A 17122-nucleotide genomic window follows, 5' to 3' on the forward strand; every position below is an offset into this window, starting at 1 on the left:
CGAATCGTGACTTCGGTAAAGGGAGCGTTGCATGATTCCGTTGCAGATGTGGGCACTCATCGTCGGCTTTTCCGTGCCGATGATCATCAGCCCCGGACCCGGCAACACAGTTCTGGCCGCGGTCGGCGGCAGGTTCGGCGTGCGCGGCGCGACACCGTTCTGGCTCGGCTTCGAAGCCGCCAATCTGTTCTGGTGTTTCGTGTATGGCCTCGGTCTGAGCCGACTGCTGCACAGCTATCCGTCGCTCGGCCACGCGCTCAAATGGGCCGGCATCCTCTATACGCTGTACCTGGCCTATGGCTTCTTCAAATCGGGGGCGCTGAAGGAAGGTGAAGATACGCGTCGGCTCAAGATGCTCGACGGCTTCGTGTCGGTCTCGCTGAACCCGAAAATTCATTCGATGATCTTCGTGCTGTTCTCGCAGTTTCTGAGCCCGGCACTGCCGCTCTACCAGCAGGTCATGCAGATTTCGATCGTGTTCACGATGCTGGGCTTCGCGTGCCACTTTCCGTGGATCTACGGCGGGCAAGTCGCCTTCAACCGCATCAAGAGCGAAAGGTCGATGCGCATTCAGGGGTATGCGTTCGGCGCTTGCATGATCGCCGTTGCGGCATTTCTCGCGTTCACGACCTGAGACGTCGGCCATCGACTTCAACATTGCGCCCGGCACCAGCGGCCGGGTCGCTGCCTGACTCGCAGCGGCGGCACCAAGTACTGGCATACCGAGATGATATAACATATCATTCTGACAACATCATTTCGGTTCGCTGCCATGTCTGCCGCCGCTCATCACCATCCGCTTGCCGAGCGCCTTGCGCGCGCCGATACGTTCGCAGCCGAACACGGGCTCATGCTGACGCCGCTGCGCCGGCAGGTGTATGAGCTCGTCGCCGCCGCCGAGCGGCCCATCGGCGCTTACGACCTGCTGGCCGCGCTCGAGCCGCAGCGCGGCCGCGTGCCGCCCACCACCGTCTATCGCGCGCTCGAGTTTCTCGTCGAGCACGGCTTCGTGCATCGCATCGAGTCGCGCAATGCATTCGTCGCCTGCTGCGAGATCGGCCGTCCACATCAAAGCCAGTTCCTGATCTGCGAAAAATGTGGCGACACGCTCGAAATTCCGGGCGAGGAGCTCGCCGAACGGCTCTCCGCCACGCCGCCCGCGCACGGTTTCGAAGTACACAAGCAGGTCGTCGAGCTCAGCGGCCTGTGCGGTGATTGCAAGACCAAGCGTACCGGCGCCTCGCGCACGCGCTGAACGCTACCCTCGTCCGCGGCGCCCGTCACTTCACTCAGCAACGAACTCAGCGACAAGCCGCCATTCAATTCCAAGGAGAACTCATGAAAGCAGTCGATCTGCCGCAACCGGCGGCAAAGGCCAGGCACACGCTCGCATGGCGCTTGGCGGCCGCAGGGCTTACCGCGTTTGCTCTGGCCGGCGCCGCACTCGCGCAGGCGGCCACGGTAGGCATCGTCGCGGCCGAGAACTTCTACGGCGATGTCGCGCGTCAGCTCGGCGGCACGCACGTCAACGTCGAGAGCATTCTCAACAGTCCCGACCAAGACCCGCATTTGTTCGAGGCGAGCCCGAAGACGGCGCGCGCGTTGCAGCACGCGGACATCGTCGTCTACAACGGCGCCGATTACGATCCGTGGATGGACAAGCTGCTCGCGGTTGCGAAGAACGACAAGCGCAAGACGATCGTCGCGGCTGCGCTCGTCGGCAAGCATGCCGGCGACAACCCGCACCTGTGGTACGACCCGGCAACGATGCCCAAGGTCGCCCACGCGCTCACCGACGCGCTGAAGGCCGCCGATCCCGCACATAGTGCGGACTATGACGCGAACCTCGCCACGTTCGTCGCCTCGCTGAAGCCGATCGACGCCAAGGTCGCGCAGTTGCACGCGCGCTATGCGGGCGTGCCGGTTACGGCCACTGAGCCCGTGTTCGGCTACATGGCCGACGCCATCGGTCTTGCTATGCGCAACGAGCGGTTTCAGCTGGCCGTCATGAACGATACGGAGCCGAGTGCCTCGGACATCGCGGCCTTCGAGCAGGATTTGCGCAAAAAGCAGGTCCGCGTGCTCATCTACAACAGCCAGGCGACCGAAGCCCTGACGCGGCGCATGCTCAAGCTCGCGCAGGATTCGCACGTCCCCACCGCGAGCGTCACCGAGACGCAGCCGCCCGGCAAGACGTTTCAACAATGGATGCTGAGCCAGCTCGACGCGCTCGCGGCAGCGCTCGGCAACGCGAAGCAATGACCGAACGAATCGATCCCGCCCGCGGCTACGCGCTCGAGCTGTCTAATGTCACGTTGAAGCTCGGCGAGCGCACGATCCTCGCCGACACGAGCCTCACCATCGAAAACGGCGAGTTCATCGGCGTGCTCGGCCCGAACGGCGCAGGTAAGACCACGCTGATGCGCGCCGTGCTCGGCCTCGTGCCGGCGACAAGCGGTACGATCCGCGTCGCGGGCGAGCCGGTCACGCGCGGCAATCCGGCGGTCGGCTACATGCCGCAGACGCGCAGTGCGCTCGCGGGCCGTCGGCTGCGCGGGCGCGACTTCATCGCGATGGCGGCCGAAGGCCATCGCTGGGGCTTACCGCATGCCGACGCGACTACGCGTGCGGACGTCGATCGCGTGCTCGAGCTCGTCGGCGGCAGCGCGCTCGCGGCGCGTCCGCTATCCGAGCTCTCGGGCGGCGAACGGCAGCGGCTGCTGATCGCGCAATGCCTGCTCGGCAAGCCGCGGCTGCTGCTGCTCGACGAGCCGCTGATCAGCCTCGATCCGCACCATCAGCGCGGTGTCGTCGAACTCGTGCGCCGCGTGCAGCGCGAACTCGGCATCACGGTGCTGTTCTCGGCACACGAACTGAATCCGCTGCTGGGCGCGCTCGACCGCGTGCTCTATCTCGGCAATGGCGCGGCCGCGCTCGGCACCGTCGACGAAGTCATCACGCGCCCCGTGCTGTCGCGTTTGTACGGCTCAGCGATCGACGTCATGCGCGTGAATGGGCGCATCTTCGTGATGTCGGGCGATGTCGAAGTCGAAAAGCACGATCACGAACACGAAGACGACGGCGGTGACGCGCACGGCCATGCACACGGACAGGGTCACGCACACGGCGGCAGCGACCATCCTCACGGACATACCCACGATGTTTGAATACGACTTCATGGTCAACGCGTTTGCCGCGTCGGGCATCGTCGCGGTGCTCGCGGGCATCGTCGGCTACTTTCTCGTCATGCGCGGCCAGACCTTCGCGGGCCACGCGCTGTCACACGTCGGCTTCACCGGCGCGACGGGTGCGGTGCTCGTCGGCATCTCGCCGCTGTGGGGGATGATCGGCTTCACGCTCGCGGCCGGGCTCTCGATGGGCGCGCTCGGCGAACGGCTGGCCGGACGCGACGTGGCGATCGGCGTCGTGCTGTCGCTGTCGCTGGGCTGCGGGCTGTTGTTCCTGCACTTCTTCACTGCGTACGCGACACAGGTGACGGCGCTGCTGTTCGGCAACGTGCTGGGGGTGACGACCTCGACACTGATCGTGCTGGCCGGCATCGGCGTCGCGTGTCTGCTTGCGCTCGCCGCCATCATGCGGCCGCTACTGTTCGCGACCGTGCAGCCTGAGCTGGCCGAAGCGAAGGGCGTCTCGCTGCGTCTCGTGTCGATGCTGTTTCTGGCCATCGCCGCGCTGTCGGTGGCGGCCTGCACGCAGATCGTCGGCGTCCTGCTCGTGTTCACGCTGATGGTCGGCCCCGCCGCCGCCGCGCAGAACCTCACGACACGGCTCGGCAGCGGCGTCGCGCTGGCGGCGGTCTTCGCGCTCGCCCAGGCGTGGCTCGGCGTCACGCTCGCGTTCTATACCGACTGGCCCACGAGCTTCTGGATCACGGCGCTGGCCGCGATCGTGTACGGTGCCAGCTTGTTGCCGCGACGCTGAGCGGGCGACTCGAAGCTTGCAAGGGGCGCAACGCCGGCGCCCCGCCATCCCTGCCTCTCCCAGCGCATTGCCGCTCCATTCGCGCCACAATCCGATCTCCAAAGCCGTGGACGTCACGGTCTACCGCCCCGCCCCCATCACATCATCGACGAGCGGTACGGCGGCCAATGCGACAAGCAGCGTCGCGAGCGGCACAGTGGAAACGAACCCCATATGCTTGAATCCGACCGCCCCTGCCAGTCCGCCGCAAAAGAACGCCAGCAGCAGTGATGCAAGCAGTGCGAGCCGCTGCCGGTCGCTACGCACGAGCGGCATGCGATCGCGCATCGGATTGTCGGGTGGCCCGTTCCAGTAGAACAGCTTGCCGAGCTCGATGCCGATGTCGGTCACGAGCCCCGTCACGTGCGTCGTACGAATCTCGGCCTTCGAGATCTTCGTGATCATCGCGTTCTGCAAGCCCATCACGAAGCACAGCAGCGCGACCGTCGCGGGCACGAACAGCACGCGATGCGCTTCGAGGTTCGAGCCCAGCAAGCCAAAGCAAAGCAGCAGCGCGGCCTCGAGCATCAAAGGCATCGCGTAGAAGCTGCGCAGTCCACGGCGGCGTCCCCAGTTAATGAGGATTGCCGACGTAGCCGCACCGCAGACAAATGACATAAACGACGCGAGACCTGCCGCCGCGAGACTGATTTCGCCAAGTGCCAGGCTGTCGGCCAGCGACGAGACGATGCCGGACATATGCGACGTGTACTGCCCGACCGCCAGAAATCCACCTGCGTTGGCCGCACCGGCGACGAAGGCGAGCGAACGCCCGAGGCGACGGTTGGCTTCGTCCGTGCGCTCTGGCGTCGTGAATCCGCGCAGGTATTGAATCGGCATGTTCTACGTCAGCACGCGCGCATGATGCGCGAGGTGATCCTCGATGAACGTCTCGATGAAGTAGTAGCCGTGGTCATACGCTTCGTGGCGGCGCAGCATCAAAGGCTGTCCGGCCGCGAGACACGCCGCTTCGAACACGTCGGGGTGCAGTTGCTCGACGCGGAAGCGATCCGCCAGGCCCTGATCGATCAGGATACCCTCGTCGAATCGCGCGGCATCGGCGCGTGCGACCAGCTCGCTCGCGTCGTATTGCCGCCAGGCCTCGCGGTCCTCGCCCAGATAGCCGCCGAACGCCTTTTGCCCCCACGGGCAGCGCATCGGTGCCGCAATCGGCGCGAACGCAGAGACCGACCGATAGAGCCCGGGGTTGCGCAGCGCGAGCACGAGCGCGCCGTGTCCGCCCATCGAGTGCCCGAAGATGCCGAGCCGCGCGCCGTCGATCGGCAGTTCGGCCAGCACGGTCTCGCGCAGCTCGTCGCGCACGTACGAGTACATGCGATAGTGCTTCGACCAAGGCTCGCGCGTCGCATCGACATAAAAGCCGGCCCCGACGCCAAAATCCCACGCATCGGTTTCGCCGGCGATGCCGGCCCCGCGCGGGCTCGTGTCGGGCGAGATCAGCGCGATACCGTGTGTGGCCGCAAAACGCTGAGCGCCAGCCTTGATCGGAAACGTCTCTTCGGTGGACGTCAGGCCCGCCAGATAAAACAACGCCGGCACGCGAGCGTGCTGCGCATGCGGCGGCAGATACACGGAGAAGCGCATCGGCAGGCCGATCGTCGTCGACGCGTGCCGGTAGAGCCGTTGCACGCCGCCGTGGCAGGCGTGCTCCTCAATGAGTTCGAGCATCGTGCGCTCCCGTTCAGTACAGCACGACCGAGCGGATCGATTCGCCCTTCTTCATGAGCTCGAACCCCTCGTTGATGCGATCGAGCGGCAGCGTGTGCGTGATGAGGTCGTCGATGTTGAGCTTGCCGTCCATGTACCAGTCGACGATCTTCGGCACGTCGGTGCGTCCGCGCGCGCCGCCGAACGCCGAGCCCTTCCATTCGCGCCCGGTCACGAGCTGGAACGGCCGCGTGCTGATCTCTTCGCCGGCCGCCGCCACGCCGATGATGATCGACTGGCCCCAACCCTTGTGACAGCATTCGAGCGCCTGACGCATCGTCTTCACGTTGCCGATGCACTCGAACGAGTAATCGGCCCCGCCATCGGTCAACTGCACGATGTGGTCGACCACGTTCTCGACCTCGTTCGGATTGACGAAGTGCGTCATGCCGAATTGCTTCGCGAGCGCCACGCGGCCCGGATTGATGTCGACGCCGATGATCTTGTTCGCACCGACCATCTTCGCGCCCTGAATCACGTTGAGCCCAATGCCGCCGAGCCCGAACACGACCACGTTCGCGCCCGCCTCCACCTTCGCCGTGAACACGACGGCACCCACGCCCGTCGTCACGCCGCAGCCGATGTAGCAGACCTTGTCGAACGGGGCGTCCTCGCGGATCTTCGCCACGGCGATCTCGGGCACGACGATGTAGTTCGAGAACGTCGACGTGCCCATGTAGTGGAACAACGGCTTGCCGTCGATCGAGAAGCGTGACGTGGCATCGGGCATGAGGCCCTTGCCTTGCGTCGCGCGAATCTTCTGACACAGGTTCGTCTTGCGCGACAGGCAGAACTTGCACTCGCGGCATTCGGGCGTGTAAAGCGGAATCACGTGGTCGCCCTTCCTCACCGTGCCCACGCCGGGCCCGACGTCGACGACGACGCCCGCGCCCTCGTGGCCCAGGATCGCCGGGAAGAGGCCCTCGGGGTCCGCGCCCGACAGCGTGTAGTAATCGGTGTGGCAAATGCCCGTGGCCTTTACCTCGATCAGCACTTCGCCCGCGCGCGGCCCCTCGAGATCGACTTCCTCGACCGTCAGCGGTTCACCGGCCTTCCATGCGATTGCGGCTTTCGTCTTCATCGTGGCTTCGCTCCTGTTTCGTCAGTTTCGCGTTGTTCGTATTCTGTCAGGCGACCATCGTCGCCGAAAGGCTTGCGGCGCACGCTCGAACGCGGCCGCTCATCGCCATATGCGATGCGAAATACACATCATAGCGGCTGCGATACGCCCCCCGCTCTCGATGCCGCATAACGCGGTGCAACAACCGGCTGACCATATCGAGCCGCAAAAGGCCGAAATAGCCGCGCGCCCACTTGTTCGCCTGCAAGTGCACGCCTAACTTGGAGCCACTGACCGACAACAATCTTCAGGAGCGAGACACATGCATTCGACCACGGTTCATCCGTGCGACGAGCGACTGCCTGCGGGCCGGTTGCTTACGCTCGGCATTCAGCACGTCCTCGTCATGTACGCCGGCGCGGTGGCCGTGCCCCTCATCGTCGGCGGCGCGTTGAAGCTGCCCAAGGATCAGATCGCCTTCCTGATCAGCGCCGACCTGTTTTCCTGCGGCATCGCCACGCTGATCCAGACGCTCGGCCTTTGGATCTTCGGCATCCGCCTGCCCGTCATCATGGGCTGCACGTTCGCGGCGGTCGGCCCGATGGTCGCGATCGGCACCAACCCGCAGCTCGGCCTCCTCGATGTATTCGGGGCGACGATCGCCTCTGGCGCGATCGGCATCGTGCTCGCGCCCGCCATCGGCCGTCTGCTGCGCTTCTTCCCGCCTGTCGTCGTGGGGACCGTCATTTCGGTCATCGGGCTGTCGCTCATGGAAGTCGGCATCAACTGGGCCGCGGGCGGCGTGGGCAACCCCGCTTACGGCAACCCGAGCTATCTGGGCCTGGCACTGGCCGTGCTCGCGTTGATCCTCGGCATCAACAAATTCTGCCGTGGCTTCGTCGCCAACATCTCGGTGCTGCTCGGCATCGCCACCGGCTTCGCGATCGCGGCGATGACCGGACACGTATCGTTCGATGGCGTGCGCAGCGCACCGTGGGTCGGCTTCGTGATGCCATTCCACTTTGGCCTGCCCCACTTCGATCCGCTCGCGATCGCGACGATGGTGACCGTGATGTTCGTCACGTTCATCGAATCGACCGGTATGTTTCTGGCCATCGGCGACATGGTCGAGCGGCCTGTCGATCGGGAAACGCTCGTGCGTGGCCTGCGCGTGGACGGACTCGGCACACTGATCGGCGGCATCTTCAACTCGTTCCCGCATACGTCGTTCTCGCAGAACGTCGGACTGATCGGCGTGACCGGCGTCAAGAGCCGCTTCGTCTGCGCAACGGGCGGCGTGATCCTCGTCCTGCTGGGGCTCTTTCCGAAGATGGCGCAGGTCGTCGCGTCCGTCCCGCCATTCGTGCTCGGTGGCGCGGGTATCGTGATGTTCGGCATGGTCGCGGCAAACGGCATCAAGGCGCTCTCGCGCGTCGACTTCAACACCCATCCGCACAACCTGTTCATCGTAGCCGTCAGCATCGGGCTCGGCCTCGTGCCCGTCGTATCGCCACGCTTCTTCGCACTGTTTCCTGCAGCGCTGACCCCGCTGTTGCATAGCGGCATCCTGCTCGCATCGGCCTCGGCGGTACTGCTCAACATCGTTTTCAACGGTACGGGCCACGGTGCCGAATCGGCCTTGCACACGCACGACACACTTCCCAGCGAACTCGCGCGCAGCGCAGCCGATCTGCGCTGACCGTCCCTTCCCTGGCGCGCGCCGGCCGACAAGGCCCGCGCGCCTGTCACCTCGATTCGCACAGCCCGTCCCCACACCCTCGCCTAATCATCCGATGAAAGTCGGGCTTTCAATTTTCCTACCTCTTACTACCTCCGCACACTTTAATTCGGCAACCTAATTATTCGTCTTATCAATTCCATCTCGATTTCTGATTAGTAGGGATTCCTACCTATCCCTCTAAATCGCCGCAAACGATTGCCGTAAACAGTTTCGGGAGCGCCAACCTCCCGATGTTGCGAACGTGATGAAGCGGCCGATCTCGGTCAATACCTTCAGGAGTCATCCATGCTGCGTTTCATTCAATCTTTGTCGCGTGACGAGCGCGGTGTCAGCGCGCTCGAATATTCGGTGCTGGCAGGCATCGTCGTGGTTGCCGTGGCCGCTGCCGGCGCGATCTTCGGCGGCACCGACGGTCTGCCGAACCTGTTCCAGAACATGATCACGAAGGTCACGAGCGTTCAGACGAACGGTCATTGACCGCCACGCTTGGGTCCGCTCGATTGCGAGGCATGAGAGCGGCCCGCGTCATGCTCACGTTGCTTCCGGCGCGTTTCGATGTTCGATGAGGCACACACGATGGACTGGGTGAGAGTCGCTGCTTGCTGGGTTCTCGTCATGCTCGCAGTCTCCGATCTGCGTTCTCGCCGGCTTTCCAATTTCGGTGTAGCGAGCTTCGCCGCGCTGTATTTCGTCGACGCGCTGCTTACAGGCAGCGCCCCATTTTCCCTCACCGTCCATACGCTCACGGGCGGCCTGTCGCTCGCACTCGCTGCGCTGCTGTTTCGCTTGGGCTGGCTCGGCGGCGGCGACGCCAAACTCGCTGCTGCCGTCTTTCTCTGGTCCGGGCCCACGCTCGCGACGCAAGTCTTCTTCATCGTCTCGGTGTCCGGGCTCGCCATCGGGCTCGCCGTGATCGCCTGCGGCGTGCTTGCGCGACACCACGCCCCCACTGCCGACCGGCTCGCCTGGCTCGCGCCCGCACGCGGCGTGCCTTATGGCATCGCGCTGGCGGCAGGAGGCGCAGCAGCTGTCTGGCTACCGCTCATACCAGCGAGCCCCCTCGCCCTTCACGCCTCACTCGCGCTCGAGCTGTTCGCGCGGCTGGCCTAACCCGAGGCTGCATCCATGCAAAACACGCTGAAACTCGCTGCCCTCGTCGTCATCGCCGCGATCGGCGCATTCGTGCTGCGTGCGCTGTTCGTCGCCGCCTCGCGGCCGGGCCCTGCGATACCGCCGGCGATGGAGCGTGTGCGGGCGGCTAGCGCGAATCTGCCCGACGGCCTGCTGCTGCGCGATAGCGACCTCGTCTGGAAAAGCATGCCGCGCAGCCAGGTGCCGCCCGGCGCGCTGACCGAGCGTCAGGTCCTTGCCAGCGCCGATCTCGATCTGAAGGGCGACCTGTTGCGCCACGCCGTACGTGCCGGCTCGCCGCTGGGCGCGTCCGACGTCATCTCGCCCAACTCACCGGGCTTTTTGGCCGCGGCGTTGCAACCGGGCATGCGCGCGATTTCCGTCGCGATCGACGACGTGTCGGGCAACGCGGGCCTGATCGAGCCCGGCGACTTCGTCGACGTGCTGCTGACCCAGCAGCTTCGCTCACAAGCCGGGCTGCCGCCAGCGCCCGAGCGCGCCGTCGAATCGGAGACGATCGTCGAGCATGTCCGCGTACTGGCCGTCGGCTCCGCGTTTCATCGGCCCAAGGACGACGCGGCCGCGCCGAACACGCGCGCGCGCACCGTGACGTTCGAAGTGACGCCGCACGGCGCCGAAGTCGTGACGGTCGCTGCGCACCTGGGCTCGCTGTCGCTCGCGCTGCGCAGCTTCGCTACGCGCGATCGCACCATGCCGGAGCCCATGACCGCGGCCGAGCCGCACACACCGCCCGTCTGGGCCGGTGATGTGTCACGTGCCCTGCGCGCCGCTCCTGCCGCAACGGAGCCGAGCACGAAGCACCTGCATGCCGGCGCCGGCTCACGGCCCGTCGTCGTTTATCGCGGCTCCAAGCAATCGGATTCGTTCGGCACCGATTCATCAGGATTGCCAACTGGTTCGACAGGCTCGACGCCTCCCCTTCCGCTCGGCGTGCCAACCGCCGCGCCGGCCCCGGCACACCCTGCAGCTTGAGTACGACCATGTTGCGTTCCTTGCACTCCCCCCTGCGCGCACGCCCGATCAGGCGTCTGGCTACGCTCGTTCTCGCGACGCTCGTCGTGGCCGCGTGCATAGGCACGGCGACGACATCGGCCCAGGCCGCCGACACGAATGCCGTGCTCGCAGTGCCGGCCGGCAGCGGCGAGATGGTCAAGCTGCCCGAGCCGGCGGTGGCCGTGTTCGTGGCCGATCCCGACGTCGCCGACGTCCATGTGCCGACGCCGCAAACCGTCTTCGTGCTCGGCAAGAAAGCGGGCACGACGACGCTGTTCGCGCTCGGCCCCAACAATCGCACGATCCTGCGCAAGACGATCAACGTGGCAACCGACACCGCGTCGATCCAGCGCCTCGTCGATGCGCGCTTCCCGCAGTTGCGCGTGACGGTCACTAGCGCACCGGGCTCGCTGATGGTCGCAGGCCGCGTGCCCAGCGCGGCCGACGCAGACGCGATCGTCCAGACGCTGAAGCCCTACCTGCACGATCAGGAAGCGCTCGTGAACCGCCTGACGCTCGCGCAGCCGATTCAGGTGCACTTGCGCGTGCGCATCACCGAGATCGACCGCAACATCACGCAGCAACTCGGCATCAATTGGAGCGCGTTAGGCTCGAGCGGCAATTTCATCGGCGGGCTCTTCAACGGCCGCACGCTGTTCGACTCCACCTCGAAGCTGTTCAACCTCTCCTCCTCGGGCGCGTTCTCGGTGCTCGGCGGCTTTCACACCTCGCGCTATTCGATCGATGGCGTGCTCGACGCGCTCGATCAGGAAGGCCTGATCACGATGCTCGCCGAACCGAACCTGACCGCGATGTCAGGTCAGACTGCGAGCTTCCTCGCGGGCGGCGAGTTCCCCATCCCGGTCGCGCAGGACACGACCGGTGCCATCACGATCGAGTTCAAGCCCTACGGCGTCTCGCTCGACTTCACGCCGACCGTGCTCGCGAACAACCGCATCAGCCTCAAGGTACGTCCCGAGGTCAGCGAGATCGATCCGACCAACAGCGTGACGACAGGCTCGATCAAAGTGCCGGCACTGACGGTGCGGCGCGTGGATACGACCGTCGAGCTCTCGAGCGGGCAAAGCTTCGCGATCGGCGGGCTGCTGCAAAGCAAGACCAGCGACGTGCTGTCGCAACTGCCGGGCCTTAGCCGTCTGCCCGTGCTCGGCAAGCTGTTCTCATCGAAGGACTATCTGAACAACAAGTCCGAAGTGGTCGTGATCGTCACGCCGTACATCGTGCAGCCCACCGGTCCGGGCCAGTTGCACGACGCGCTCGACGGCGTGACGCGTCCGGCCAGCGACATCGAGTACGCGCTGCAGCGATCGCTCGGCCTCGATCCGTTGTCGGGGCAAACTCCGCGCCTCGTCGGCGCGGCCGGCTTCGTCTACTGAACTCGAGGAGACGTTCGATGAACGCACGGTTCACCTGTTCGCCGATGCTTGCCGCGCTGGTCTGCGCGCTGGCATCGAGCCTGTCCGGCTGCATGTCGATGCACCCGCCGCTCGGGATGCCTGACGATTCGGTCATCGGCTTCGATGCGCCAAGCGCTCGAGCGGTCCCGCCGGAGTGCGCGGCGCTGAATCAGCCGTCGCACATGATCGACGCAGGCGCTGGCCGCCCGGGCGTCGCGTTCGGTTGCGCGACCTACACGAATCTCGCGGCGATGCTCGCGCGCCCCGCCGATCTCGTGGCCCCGCTGCCGTACGCAGGCGCCGACGCCGCGCTTGCCGCCAGTGCCGTGCGCCGCTACGACGAAGGGCACGTCACGCCGCTCAATCCGACGTCGACGACGGCGCCTGCCTCGCATTGACGGAGCGACGAACGATGGGCGTCTTCGACACCACTCTGCTCACACGCCGCGCACAGCCGTCGGCGACCGATCGACTCATTGCCGTCGTATCCGACGCCGGCAGCGAGGAAGTCATCAAGAACCTCATGCTCGATCAGGGCATCGCTAACGCACACGTCGCACGCGGCACCCTCGACGACGCGATCGAGCTCATGCGCGACCTGGGCCACTCGCCGCGACATCTGCTCGTCGATGTGTCGTCATCGACGATGCCGGTGTCCGACCTGATGCGGCTTGCCGAAGTGGTCGATCCGTCGGTCACGGTGGTCGTGGCCGGCGATCGCAACGATGTCGGGCTCTTTCGCAATCTGTTGCGCATCGGCGTCCAGGACTACCTCGTGAAGCCGCTGACGGTCGAGCTCGTGCAACGGGCGCTGGCCTCCACGGACCCGGCCGCCTCGGCGCGCACGGGCAAGGCGATCGGCTTCGTCGGCGCACGCGGCGGCGTCGGCGTGACGACGATCGCGACAAGCCTCGCGCGATTCCTGGCCGACAAGACGCGCCGACGCATCGCCTACGTCGACCTCGACCTGCACGGCGGTGCGGCCCCGACGATGCTCGGGGTCGTTTGCAACAACGGCCTTGCTGAGCTGCTGCAAAACACGCAACGGCTCGATCAGCAGCTGATCAACCAGGCAGTGGTCGCGCAGAGCGACCGTCTGTTCGTGCTCGCCGCCGAGTTGCCCTACGATCACGACTTCACCTTGCGGCCCGGCACCGTGACCGAGCTCGTAACGGCGCTGAAGCACCATTTCCACTACGTCGTGCTCGATCTGCCGGAGCGCGCAGGCGGTCTCGTCGATGAGGCGCTCGATGCGTGCGCGATGATCCACGTCGTGGCCGACCGCTCCGTCCACGCGACGCGCGAAGCGGCGCGCCTGTGCCGCTTCGCCGAAGGCAGGCCGGCCGACCCCGCGATCTCGGTATTGCTCAACAACGCGCAGCAGCCTGTGCGCGGACGTGTCGCCACGACCGATTTCACGCACGCGCTCGCACGCGCCTCGGTACACGAGTTCCCCTACGAACCGAATACGCTCGCGCTGGCCGAGAACCTCGGCGAAGCGCTGGCCGATGCGAAGCATTCGGCCTTCTCGCGCGCTGTCGTCTCGCTGGCCGACGCGATCACCGGCAGCGAGGGACCGGCCGTCGACGACGCGCCGTGGTACGCGCGCCTGCTGTCGAAGCGGAGGGCCGGATAATGTTCGGACGCCGAAGCATGATGCCGGACGAGCCGACGCAACCAACGCGCTCGCTCGAAAGCTCACCGTCGACAGCCGCGCCACCGAGCGCCGATGTTGCTCCGTCGACGTCGCATTCACACACGCACTCGCCATCACCGTCCTCCGCCCACTCTGCATCGACTGCGCCACCAACCGGCGGCGGCGCCTCGGCCGTCGATCGCCACGAAGCGTTGATCCGCTCCGACACGTTCAAGTCGATCCGCTCGGCGGTGTTCTCGTCGATGAACATGTCGGCCGCGCTGATGATGTCGCGCGCGCAGGTGCGCGAAGGCATCGAGCAGATCGCGGCCGACGCGATTCTCCGCGAGCGCTTCACGATCACGCTGTCCGAGCAGGCTCAGATCGTCGACGAAATCCTCAACGACATGTTCGGTGTCGGCCCGATCGAACCGTTGCTCGCCGACGAACGCGTGACCGACATCCTGGTGAACGGCCCCGATCAGGTCTATGCCGAGCGCAGCGGCAAGCTCGAATTGACGCCGCTCAAGTTCCGCGACAACGCGCACGTGATCAACGTCGCGCAGCGCATTGCGGCAGCCGTCGGCCGACGCGTCGACGAAAGCAGTCCGATGGTCGATGCGCGCCTCGCGGATGGCAGCCGCGTGAACGTCGTGCTACCACCCATCGCGCTGCGCGGCGCGTCGATCTCGATCCGCAAGTTCGCCAAGCGCAACATCACGCTTGCACGCATGGCGCAGCAAGGCAACATCTCGCCCGCGATGGTCGAAGTGTTGCGCATCGCGAGCGCCTGCCGCCTGAACATCATCATCTCGGGCGGTACCGGCTCGGGCAAGACCACGCTGCTCAACGCGCTGTCGCACTTCATCGATCCGCACGAGCGCATCGTCACGATCGAGGATGCGGCCGAGCTGCAACTGCAGCAGCCGCACGTGGTGAGTCTCGAGACGCGTCCCGAGAACAGCGAGGGCCTCGGCGGCATCTCACAGCGCGATCTCGTGCGCAACTCGCTGCGGATGCGCCCCGATCGCATCATCCTCGGCGAAACGCGCGGCACCGAAGCGTTCGACGTGCTGCAGGCGATGAACACGGGCCACGACGGCTCGATGACGACCGTTCACGCGAACACGCCGCGCGATGCGATCACCCGGCTCGAAAGCATGGTCATGATGGCCAACGGCAACCTGCCGCTCGTATCGATCCGCCGACAGATCGCGAGCGCCGTGCACATGATCCTGCAGATCGAGCGCATGCGCGACGGCGTGCGGCGCGTCACGCGCGTGACCGAGATCTCGGGTATGGAAGGTGACGTCGTCATCACGCAGGATCTGTTCACGTTCCGCTACAACGCGAGCGCCTATGAAGCGCAGGTGCGCGGCACGTTCGAGAACTCGTCATTACGGCCCGTGTTCGCGCAGCGCGCGGCCTACTACGGGCTCGAAGACGACTTGATCGGAGCCATGCAATCGTGACGCCCGCGGACGTCGTCGCCGTCGGTGCATTCTTTGCGATCCTGGTCGCGGGCCTGATCGTGCGCTCGCTGCGCGGGATCGCGCGCAATAGTCCATCGCAGCGCATCCGGCAACGCGTCGACGCGCTGCGCGATCCGCGCGCACAAGCCAAGCGAGAACGCATCGACACGCCGTCACACGCACTCGTGAGTCTCGAACGGCACCACGGCAAGCAAGCGGCATGGCTCGCGTGGCTGCGTACCCGCCGCGAACGCGTGCAGACGGTGGGCGGCCCCGGCGCGCTGCGCCTGATCGGCGTGTGCGCCGCGCTCGCGCTCGTGCTGGCTGCCGTCGTCACGTCGCTCATCGGCTTGTCGTTCGGGTGGTGCCTGGCAAGCGCGATCGCCGCGCCGTTGATTGCGATCCGCGCCGTTTACGTCTGGCTCGTCGCACGATTCCGGCTGCGCTTTCTGGCCGTGTTCCCCGATACGCTCGACCTCATCATCCGCGCCGTGCGCGCCGGCATCCCGGCCGTCCAGGCAATCTGCACGGCGGGCGTCGAAAGCGAGGAGCCCGTGCGCACGACGTTCCGCACGATGGGCGATGCCCTGCTCGTCGGCGCCGAAGTGAAGGACGTGCTCGAGCAAGCGGCCGAACGCCTGCAACTGGCCGACTTCTCGTTCTTCAGCGTGTGCCTGATCCTGCAACGCGAGACGGGCGGCAATCTGGCCGAAACGCTCGAGAACCTCGCCTCGATCGTGCGCACGCGGCGCGACATCCGCATGAAGACCAAGGCGCTGACGGCCGAAGGCCGCATCGCGAGCAAGATCATCTCGGCGGTGCCGTTCGCCATCACCGGCTTTCTGTACGTCGTGAATCGGCCGTACATCGAACTGCTGTTTCGCACGCGCGCCGGCCACAAGATGCTCGTGCTGGCGTGCGTGCTGCTGACGATCGGCCTGACGCTGATCCGCAAGATCTCGAACCTGGATACCTCGCGATGAACGGCCCCGATCTGTGGCGCACGGCCGCCCTGCTCGCCTTGTTGGCACTCGGCACGCTATGGCTCGTGCTGCGCGGCACGGGCACACGCCAACGCATCGCCCACCGCGCGCGGGCCGGGGTCGCGCGCTCAGCCAACGAATACGCGCCGAGCGCTGGCGCGGGCAGCGTGCCGCAACGGCTCGCGAAGCGCGTCGCGACGCTCGGCGAGCATATGCCCGTCATCGATGCCGCACACCGCATGAAACTCGCGGCGCGGCTCGCGGGCGCGGGGTTCCGCGAACGGCGCGCCGTGTCGGTGATGGCCGGGCTCAAGATCGTGGGCGGCGCGTGCCTGGCGATCGGTGCGATCGTCGTCGGCGGACACGTGCCGCGCATCGGCGAGTACTTCGTGTTTCGCGTGCTGATGATGGCGGGGGCGTTCATCGTCGGCATGATGTTGCCCGAGTATGCGCTGGGCTTTCTGATCAGGCGCCGCCAAAAGGCGATTGCAGCCGCGCTGCCCGATGCGCTCGATCTGCTCGTGATCTGCACGAACGCGGGCAACAGCCTCGTCGTGGCCGTCAGGCGCGTGGCCACGGAGCTGAACACGATCTGCCCCGCACTGGCCGACGAATTTTCGGTGACGGCCGACGAGTTGCGTATCGGCGGCGACAGCGCCGTCGCCTTGAACGCGATGGCCGCGCGCATCGGCCTTGCATCGATGCGCGCCCTCGTGACGACACTCGTGCAATCGCAGCAGTACGGTACGCCGATCACGCAATCGCTGCGCATGCTCTCGCGCACCGAGCGCTCCATGCAAATCATCGCGCTCGAGGAAAAGGCCGCGAAGCTCGCCCCGAAGATGACGCTGCCGATGATGCTGTTCATCATGCCGACCGTGGCGCTGATCGCAGCGGGGCCTGCCGTGATCCGGCTCATCGCCGTCTTCCACAAATGATGGTCGCATCGCTTGCAGAG

The 17122-nt window shown here is 65.9% G+C and carries 17 protein-coding genes and 1 pseudogene; 15 read left to right on the top strand and 3 right to left on the bottom strand.

Features of this window, described 5'->3' with window-relative positions; all coding sequences use genetic code 11:
- Window positions 1-31: 31 nt before the first annotated feature.
- The 5 genes from D7S89_RS09455 (at window position 32) to D7S89_RS09475 (ending at window position 3942) form a co-directional block, all read left to right on the top strand.
- Window positions 32-634 carry a LysE family translocator gene (locus tag D7S89_RS09455; RefSeq protein ID WP_121277426.1) on the top strand — a complete coding sequence of 201 codons (603 nt, stop codon included), beginning with the start codon at window positions 32-34 and terminating at the stop codon, window positions 632-634.
- Between the two features lie 138 nt (window positions 635-772).
- A complete protein-coding gene (locus tag D7S89_RS09460; protein ID WP_121277427.1) occupies window positions 773-1255 on the top strand; it encodes a Fur family transcriptional regulator in 483 nt (160 codons plus the stop codon).
- 83 nt (window positions 1256-1338) lie between these two features.
- Window positions 1339-2262: a metal ABC transporter solute-binding protein gene (locus D7S89_RS09465; protein WP_121277428.1), complete on the top strand. Its 924-nt coding sequence runs from the start codon at window positions 1339-1341 to the stop codon at window positions 2260-2262.
- Window positions 2259-3167: an ABC transporter ATP-binding protein gene (locus tag D7S89_RS09470; RefSeq protein WP_245982792.1), complete on the top strand. Its 909-nt coding sequence runs from the start codon at window positions 2259-2261 to the stop codon at window positions 3165-3167. Before D7S89_RS09465 ends, D7S89_RS09470 begins: the two co-directional genes overlap by 4 nt.
- A complete protein-coding gene (locus tag D7S89_RS09475; RefSeq protein ID WP_121277429.1) occupies window positions 3160-3942 on the top strand; it encodes a metal ABC transporter permease in 783 nt (260 codons plus the stop codon). Before D7S89_RS09470 ends, D7S89_RS09475 begins: the two co-directional genes overlap by 8 nt.
- A gap of 120 nt (window positions 3943-4062) precedes the next feature.
- Here D7S89_RS09475 and D7S89_RS09480 read toward each other — a convergent pair whose 3' ends face one another.
- From D7S89_RS09480 to D7S89_RS09490, 3 genes are read right to left on the bottom strand one after another with little or no spacing between them, the layout of a single operon-like run.
- Window positions 4063-4821, bottom strand: coding sequence for a YoaK family protein (locus D7S89_RS09480; RefSeq protein WP_121277430.1), 759 nt, complete (start codon window positions 4819-4821; stop codon window positions 4063-4065).
- Window positions 4822-4824: 3 nt separating this feature from the next.
- The gene (fghA, locus tag D7S89_RS09485; protein ID WP_121277431.1) at window positions 4825-5670 is read right to left on the bottom strand and encodes an S-formylglutathione hydrolase; all 846 of its coding nucleotides are present in this window, start codon (window positions 5668-5670) and stop codon (window positions 4825-4827) included.
- 13 nt (window positions 5671-5683) lie between these two features.
- Window positions 5684-6790, bottom strand: a complete 1107-nt coding sequence (locus tag D7S89_RS09490) for an S-(hydroxymethyl)glutathione dehydrogenase/class III alcohol dehydrogenase (protein ID WP_121277432.1) — start codon at window positions 6788-6790, stop codon at window positions 5684-5686.
- A gap of 301 nt (window positions 6791-7091) precedes the next feature.
- Between D7S89_RS09490 and D7S89_RS09500 the strand changes: the two are divergent.
- The 10 genes and pseudogenes from D7S89_RS09500 to D7S89_RS09545 all read left to right on the top strand — a co-directional run.
- Window positions 7092-8384, top strand: a pseudogene (locus tag D7S89_RS09500) (nucleobase:cation symporter-2 family protein); the annotation flags it as partial.
- 411 nt (window positions 8385-8795) lie between these two features.
- Window positions 8796-8987 carry a Flp family type IVb pilin gene (locus D7S89_RS09505; protein ID WP_121277435.1) on the top strand — a complete coding sequence of 64 codons (192 nt, stop codon included), beginning with the start codon at window positions 8796-8798 and terminating at the stop codon, window positions 8985-8987.
- Window positions 8988-9086: 99 nt separating this feature from the next.
- Complete coding sequence (locus tag D7S89_RS09510) at window positions 9087-9620, top strand: prepilin peptidase (RefSeq protein ID WP_121277436.1); 534 nt, start codon at window positions 9087-9089, stop codon at window positions 9618-9620.
- 15 nt (window positions 9621-9635) lie between these two features.
- Complete coding sequence (cpaB, locus tag D7S89_RS09515) at window positions 9636-10634, top strand: Flp pilus assembly protein CpaB (protein ID WP_121277437.1); 999 nt, start codon at window positions 9636-9638, stop codon at window positions 10632-10634.
- Between the two features lie 8 nt (window positions 10635-10642).
- Window positions 10643-12052, top strand: coding sequence for a type II and III secretion system protein family protein (locus D7S89_RS09520; RefSeq protein WP_121277438.1), 1410 nt, complete (start codon window positions 10643-10645; stop codon window positions 12050-12052).
- A gap of 44 nt (window positions 12053-12096) precedes the next feature.
- A complete protein-coding gene (locus D7S89_RS09525; RefSeq protein ID WP_425470782.1) occupies window positions 12097-12471 on the top strand; it encodes a CpaD family pilus assembly lipoprotein in 375 nt (124 codons plus the stop codon).
- A 14-nt stretch (window positions 12472-12485) separates the two neighbouring features.
- Window positions 12486-13709: a CpaE/TadZ family protein gene (locus D7S89_RS09530; protein WP_121277440.1), complete on the top strand. Its 1224-nt coding sequence runs from the start codon at window positions 12486-12488 to the stop codon at window positions 13707-13709.
- A complete protein-coding gene (locus tag D7S89_RS09535; RefSeq protein WP_425470764.1) occupies window positions 13709-15181 on the top strand; it encodes a TadA family conjugal transfer-associated ATPase in 1473 nt (490 codons plus the stop codon). The genes D7S89_RS09530 and D7S89_RS09535 overlap by 1 nt, the downstream gene beginning before the upstream one ends.
- A complete protein-coding gene (locus tag D7S89_RS09540) occupies window positions 15178-16164 on the top strand; it encodes a type II secretion system F family protein (RefSeq protein WP_121277442.1) in 987 nt (328 codons plus the stop codon). The genes D7S89_RS09535 and D7S89_RS09540 overlap by 4 nt, the downstream gene beginning before the upstream one ends.
- Window positions 16161-17102 carry a type II secretion system F family protein gene (locus D7S89_RS09545; RefSeq protein ID WP_121277443.1) on the top strand — a complete coding sequence of 314 codons (942 nt, stop codon included), beginning with the start codon at window positions 16161-16163 and terminating at the stop codon, window positions 17100-17102. Before D7S89_RS09540 ends, D7S89_RS09545 begins: the two co-directional genes overlap by 4 nt.
- The last annotated feature ends 20 nt before the right edge of the window (window positions 17103-17122 follow it).

Source organism: Trinickia fusca (genome assembly GCF_003628145.1).
In the GTDB taxonomy this organism is placed as follows: Bacteria; Pseudomonadota; Gammaproteobacteria; order Burkholderiales; family Burkholderiaceae; genus Trinickia; species Trinickia fusca.